The 6,159-nt window shown below is 46.4% G+C and carries 6 protein-coding genes; 4 read left to right on the top strand and 2 right to left on the bottom strand.

Features of this window, described 5'->3' with window-relative positions; genetic code table 11:
• The 3 genes from BC349_RS11300 to BC349_RS11290 form a co-directional block, all read left to right on the top strand.
• The coding region (locus tag BC349_RS11300; protein ID WP_246456898.1) for an RHS repeat domain-containing protein at nucleotides 1–2,134 on the top strand (2,134 nt) is incomplete at its 5' end.
• Between the two features lie 9 nt (nucleotides 2,135–2,143).
• Nucleotides 2,144–2,632 carry a hypothetical protein gene (locus BC349_RS11295; protein WP_187256823.1) on the top strand — a complete coding sequence of 163 codons (489 nt, stop codon included), beginning with the start codon at nucleotides 2,144–2,146 and terminating at the stop codon, nucleotides 2,630–2,632.
• Between the two features lie 95 nt (nucleotides 2,633–2,727).
• Nucleotides 2,728–3,093, top strand: coding sequence for a nucleotidyltransferase domain-containing protein (locus tag BC349_RS11290; RefSeq protein WP_187256822.1), 366 nt, complete (start codon nucleotides 2,728–2,730; stop codon nucleotides 3,091–3,093).
• 155 nt (nucleotides 3,094–3,248) lie between these two features.
• On the opposite strand, the gene BC349_RS11285 is transcribed toward BC349_RS11290, so the two are convergent.
• Nucleotides 3,249–3,476, bottom strand: a complete 228-nt coding sequence (locus BC349_RS11285) for an addiction module protein (protein ID WP_187256821.1) — start codon at nucleotides 3,474–3,476, stop codon at nucleotides 3,249–3,251.
• A 514-nt stretch (nucleotides 3,477–3,990) separates the two neighbouring features.
• Nucleotides 3,991–4,698: a uracil-DNA glycosylase family protein gene (locus BC349_RS11280; protein WP_187256820.1), complete on the bottom strand. Its 708-nt coding sequence runs from the start codon at nucleotides 4,696–4,698 to the stop codon at nucleotides 3,991–3,993.
• A gap of 141 nt (nucleotides 4,699–4,839) precedes the next feature.
• Between BC349_RS11280 and BC349_RS11275 the strand changes: the two genes are divergently transcribed.
• Entirely contained in the window at nucleotides 4,840–6,108 is a 1,269-nt protein-coding gene (locus BC349_RS11275) for a sugar MFS transporter (protein WP_187256819.1), read from the top strand.
• Nucleotides 6,109–6,159: the final 51 nt, after the last annotated feature.

Raw genomic sequence — 6,159 nt, 5'->3', positions numbered from 1 at the left:
GCGGGAGGCCTTGTACCAGTATTATGCCCATGGCCCCCTGGCCCGAACCACGCTTGGTAAGTTAAATGTACAGGGACTGGATTATATCTACACCCTGCAGGGCTGGCTCAAGGGCGTCAACCCGGCAATGGGCGGCAGCCTTACTAACGGCACGGATACCACAGAGCCCAGGCCCATCGCCCAGGATGTATTCGGCTTCAGCCTGCACTATTACAAAAACGATTACAAAGCGATCTGGTTTACTCCGCAGTCCAGCTCCGTACTGGGTGCACTGACCACGAATGCCAAACCATTATACAATGGAAACATTGCGGCCATGGCGGTTAATATTCCCCAACTGGGTAATACCAAGGTGTACAACTATAAGTACGACCAGTTGAACCGCCTGGTTTCACTGGATATGTACAATGGCCTGAACCCCTCCGCCGGCAGCTTCACCCCGGCCGGCACCACCGAATACCGGGAGCGGATCAGCTATGACCCCAATGGCAATATCCTGACCTACCAGCGCAATGGCGATGCCGCCCGCTTAACCATGGATAACCTGGGCTATTCCTATACCACCGGTACCAACCGCCTGCACAAAGTAACGGATGCGGCGGCCGATGCCGGCGTGGGTAGCTATGCCAATTACAATGACCTCCGGACAGGCCAGGCCAACAATAACTATGGCTATGATGCCATCGGCAACCTAATACGCGACACCAAGGATTCCATTTCCAATATCAGTTGGACGGTCTATGGCAAGATAGACAGCATCACCAGGAATGCGAAGTTCATCCGCTACACCTATGATGCGGCGGGTAACCGGATCAGCAAGCAAACCGCCACCGACACTACATTTTATGTGCGGGATGCTACGGGTAATGTAATGAGTGTATATGTAAAACCTGCCGGCGGCAGTTTACGGCAGGAAGAGGTTCATCTATACGGCAGCAACCGATTGGGTATCGCCACCCGGCACCTGGCAGCGGATACCAGTATCAACCTGGCAGCTGGTTTTGGAACGATAAAAGGCGTTAAATTTACCCGAGGCGAGAAGCTCTTTGAATTAAGCAACCACCTGGGAAATGTGCTGGTGACCATCTCCGACCGCATGATCCAGCAAAAGCTAACCGGCGACACCGTTCGCTATTACCAGGCCGATGTGGTATCTGCCAACGACTATTATCCCTTCGGGATGCAGATGCCGGGCAGGAAGTTTTCAGCGGGCGTGTATCGGTATGGGTTTAATGGGAAGGAGAATGATAATGAGGTGAAGGGCGTTGGAAACAGCTATACCGCGGAGTTCTGGGAGTATGATCCGAGAACTGGAAGAAGGTGGAATACAGATCCTATTGTTAAGGATTTTGAAAGTCCATATGCAACGTTTAGCAATAATCCGATTTGGTTCGCTGATCCTGAAGGAGCAGATACAACTAAGTCTGGAATTGCAGCCAGATTAGATGAGTTGCTAAATGGAGGAAAGGCTAAGAATGATGAGAAGATTCAGATGCTCCAGGCCGGTATAAAAAATCAGGCGGAGGAAGTACTGAAAAACAGGAATTTAAAGCAGAACGCCTTTAACAACATGATGGGTTCTGAGTTGGGGAGTATTGAGGCAAAAACCAATTCAGAGTTGTATTCTAGATATGAGGCTGCTGAGCAAGAGCATTCTAAGGCGCTGACATGGATGCTTGGGCAAATATATAGGGCTGAAAGGCATGATGATAATATTAAGAACTACAATAATTATGTAAGCACTCAGCTTAATGTGCTTATCTATGGCAGCAATGCAATGCTTACGGCAGCTAGTTTTATTCCGAGCGGAGGCTCATCGGGTTATTTTACGTTTGTTGGAATGTCCGGTAAAGAAATAGCCGGTGGAATGAAGCAATGGTTGCGATTTGGATATTCATACTCTAAAGCTGGCTTGACGCCTTCAGTTGGATTTAGATGGGGCGCAGGTGGTGGTTTTGGGAAGACAATTGGAAGTCTATGGCTGAGAGGGGCAAATGAAACTTTACGAGGAAAAAGGCTGATACCGGGCTTAAAAACGTGGTGGAATGAACCTGGACACCTTCATTTGATAAAGATGCCAAACAAAAGTTTTTTTGGTAAAATAAGCATGGAAGGCATTAAAACTATTCTCTGAATATTCATTATGGCGTACAAGAGTAAAATATCGGTAGGTAATCAAAAGAATGTTGATGAGTTATTTCGTTCATTGGCTGAAATAGAGTTACTAAAAAGTACCACAATCAAAGTTGTTGATGATGACACGGAGTTTTATAAAATTTTCTATCAAGATAAAGAAGGGGGAAAATGCCCGTTCTCTTTGTGGATTGAGAAAGGTGGAGGAGAGCATATCTTTTTAAACATTGGGGTTCCAGAAAAGGAAGCGACTGTGTACCATTATGCAGATATTACTTCTGAAATTGTTGTGCAAGATGTAATCGAATTTATTCTTTTGTTTTCCAGGAGTGCTGTAGTTGAGACGAATATTTTCTGCAATGGGAAATTAAAGCGAATTAACTATGCTGTATCAGGAGAGGGTAAGATGGTTGAGTTTTCATTTCTTAATGCGAGTTATTTTATTTGTCTTAAAAAGAAAGTAGTTGAAGTGAAATATTCTCGCTGGCTAACGGGTTGAGAATGAGTATACACATAAGTATCAAAAAGCCGTTATAAGGTAACACCTCTGGCGGTTTTTCTTTTTAGGGTGCATTGTTATAGATTTACAGCAGGATGCAAACTTCACTCGACCATTTACCGGAACACAAGCAGGCGCAATTGAAGGAGATCACCGCGACCATTGTAAAAGCGGTGGATCCGGAGAAAGTGATCCTGTTCGGCAGCCATGCCACTGGCAGGTGGGTGCAGGAGCGCGGCACGGAAGAAAACCGGTTGTACGAGTACGTGAGCGATTACGATATTCTGGTGATCACGAAGTACGGTGAAACAAGAAGGGACTACGAGGTGCAGGATATTATTGAAAACCGGTGCGTGTATACAACACCGGTGAACGTGATTGCCCACGATATAGATTTTGTGAACAAGATGCTGATTGGAAATTCCACGGAAGCTGACCCACTTTATTCCAGGTCTGAATGACCACTAATAGTCAGGTACAAATTTCGAATCAATTCTATTATGGCAGCAATTTTGTCTGCATTGATTTCTGTGATCAAATGTTGACGGAAATTAGTGATTATGCAGGGCGGAATTTCCATGCAGGGCAAGCGGAGCAAATACAACGATGTATTTTTTCATTTGGCCAGCTGCTTGATTTTTTTGCTGGCGGATTCCCAACTCACAACGCGCTCCGGATGTTTCTGCAATTCTTTGATGCGTTTACGGACTTCTTTTTTCTGCCATTCAGGGATGGGGAGTTCTTCCCCCGGAAGGAGTTCCACGGCATCCAGTTTTTGGAGATCTTCCAGGATGGCGGCGGCATATTCTTTTTTAATGCGGATATGGTAGGTTGTGTTGGACATAAGACTGCATTTAAGAAGCAATGACTTTTTTATTAAAAGAGGGTTTTGCACCTGCTCCGTCAGGGTAATCCAATGAAATTTCAATAGCGGTGGTAATTCTCTCTCCCAGGTTCATAATAGTTACAAAAAGTGCCTTTGGGTATACCTTATACCCAAATTTAGGGCATATCTCCGGGTAATAAAAATTATGGTTAGCATCCTGAACGAAAACTGTTTCACTCTTTCCCGCACAAATTTACAACTGTTAATGTCCGGTTAACAGTGGGTGCGTAACTGAAACATTTACCAACTCCAGTCCTGCATGGAAATTCCACTGAAGCTGACCACCTTATTCCGGGTCTGAATGACCACTATTAGTCAGGTACAAATTTCGAATCAATTCTCTTATGGCAGCGATTTTGTCTGCATTGATTTCTTTGATCAATTGTTGACCGAAAATAGTGATTATGCAGAGCGGAATTTCCAGTCCGGTGGTTTGGTTAGGTTATTATAATCATGATGGAATGTAAGATGGCTAGCGGCTTCCAGCCTCGGTATATTTCACCGGGTATTTGTTTGGGTCAAATCCTTTTGCCAAAAAAGGAAAATCCTTCCCGCCATTCTCCCTATACCATTTCTGGATCAGGCGATTTTTCCTGGGACTGCCCGGTCCCATGCCCTGGCCGGTGGGCGTGTGTAACCGAAAAACGGGAATGCCTGCAGTATGGCAATAGGCTTCTATGATCCGCATCTGCTGCTCAAAACTGTTTTCCCGGGGACGTGCCTGCTGCGGTTTTCCCAGCCTGGTAAAATATACCGCCTCCACACCGCCTGCGGCGAGCAGTTCCAGTATATAGGGCGTGTTCCAGGTAAAGGAGCTGAATTGTTCCAGGTCCTTATCAAGGAATGTGGCGATCCGGCGCCGGTGTTCTGCATTGCCCAAATCAGCATCCTCAATTCGTATGAGCAGGTCCGTTAGCCCGATCTGGTGTCGCTTCAGCAGGGCTATCTGCTCCTCTACCGATGATTTTGGTACCGGCGGCTCCCCTGCAAATTCAGGCAGTACATTCCAGAGCAGGTTCCTTTCCCGCCCGTAAAAATATCTGGCCGTATTCTTTTCCGCCCAGGCCTTCTCCGGGTTGAAAGTGCCAATTATCAGGGTCTGGATCGGCCAGGCGGGCAGCAGTCCCTTTTCACCAGGTAAATGTTGCTCATGTCTGAAGAATTGATGTGTACAGGGCATAGGTGGTTTTAGTGCAAACTTACACCGCCGGATTGCAACCTATTTGCATGCTGTCTTTGGTACGGCCGCAAATCTTGTGCAACCGATTGACTGCATCGGGCTTTTGCGAAATGACTATTTTATTGCCTAAACAAGTTATCTATGAGCCCTGACCAAAAGAGCAACAGGAATGCCATGGTGATCATGGCGGTATTATTTTTTGTTTTTGGATTTGTGACCTGGTTAAATGGACCGCTGATCACTTATGTGAAACTGGCTTTTGGCCTCGATACCGATTCCCGGGCATTTATGGTTACCACGGCTTTTTACATGGCATATTTTTTTCTGGCACTCCCTTCTTCCTGGGTACTGGAGAAAACGGGCATGAAAAAGGGGATGGCTATTGCCCTGATGGTGATGGCATTGGGTACATTTTTGTTCGGAAAATATGCGACTGACAGGAACTATCCCCTGTCACTGGCGGGACTCTTTATTATTGGTTCCGGCCTGTCTTTGCTGCAGACCGCTTCCAACCCTTATATCAGCATTATTGGTCCCATTGAAAGCGCGGCAAAAAGGATCAGCATTGTAGGGATTTGCAATAAGGTGGCGGGGATCATCAGTCCGATCATTCTCAGTGCTTTTGTACTGAAGGGCGTGAATGAACTGGAAGCAAAGGTGCAATCCGCACCAGATGAACAGGTGAAGGAAGCGATCCTGACTGATTTTGCGTCAAAGATCTACAACCCTTACCTGGTGATGGCGGGTGCGCTGCTCTTGTTGGGTTTCTATATTTTAAGGTCAGCCTTACCGGAGATAAAAACTTCCGAGGCCAACCTGCAACCGTCACACAGTGAAAATGCAAAAGATAAGACCAGCATTTTCCAGTTTCCGCATTTGTGGCTGGGGGCTTTGTGCATTTTCTTTTATGTAGGGGCGGAGGTGATGGCCGGGGATGCGATTGGCACCTATGGCAAGGGATTTAACATCCCTACCGATGAAACCAAATATTTTACTTCCTACACCCTGGCTGCCATGCTGATCGGTTACCTGATTGGTCTCTTTACTATTCCCAGGTATTTATCCCAGCAAAACGCATTAAAGTATTCAGCCCTGTCCGGCATCCTGTTTAGCTTCCTTGCCTTTGTTACCCATGGCTACCTGTCAGTGGCTTTTGTGGCAGCCTTGGGTTTGTCCAATGCGCTCATGTGGCCCGCCATTTTTCCCATGGCGATTAATGGTCTTGGAAGGTTTACCGAAAAGGGATCCGCCATTCTCATCATGGGTATTGCGGGTGGAGCCCTGATTCCAAAAGCCTTTGCGGCCCTGAAGGAACAGTATGATTTCCAGGCCACATTTTTTTTCATCATGGTGCCCTGCTACCTGTATATTCTTTACTATTCGGTTAAAGGTTATAAAGCCAGGGGTTGATTGAATGACTGTGATAGTGTTTTGCCTGCCGCCGTTAGAGATTTCCCATTT

The organism is Flavihumibacter stibioxidans (genome assembly GCF_014332695.1).
GTDB lineage: Bacteria > Bacteroidota > Bacteroidia > Chitinophagales > Chitinophagaceae > Flavihumibacter > Flavihumibacter stibioxidans.
Note: the sequence above shows the minus strand (reverse complement) of the source record. Positions and strands in the feature narration are given on the sequence as shown.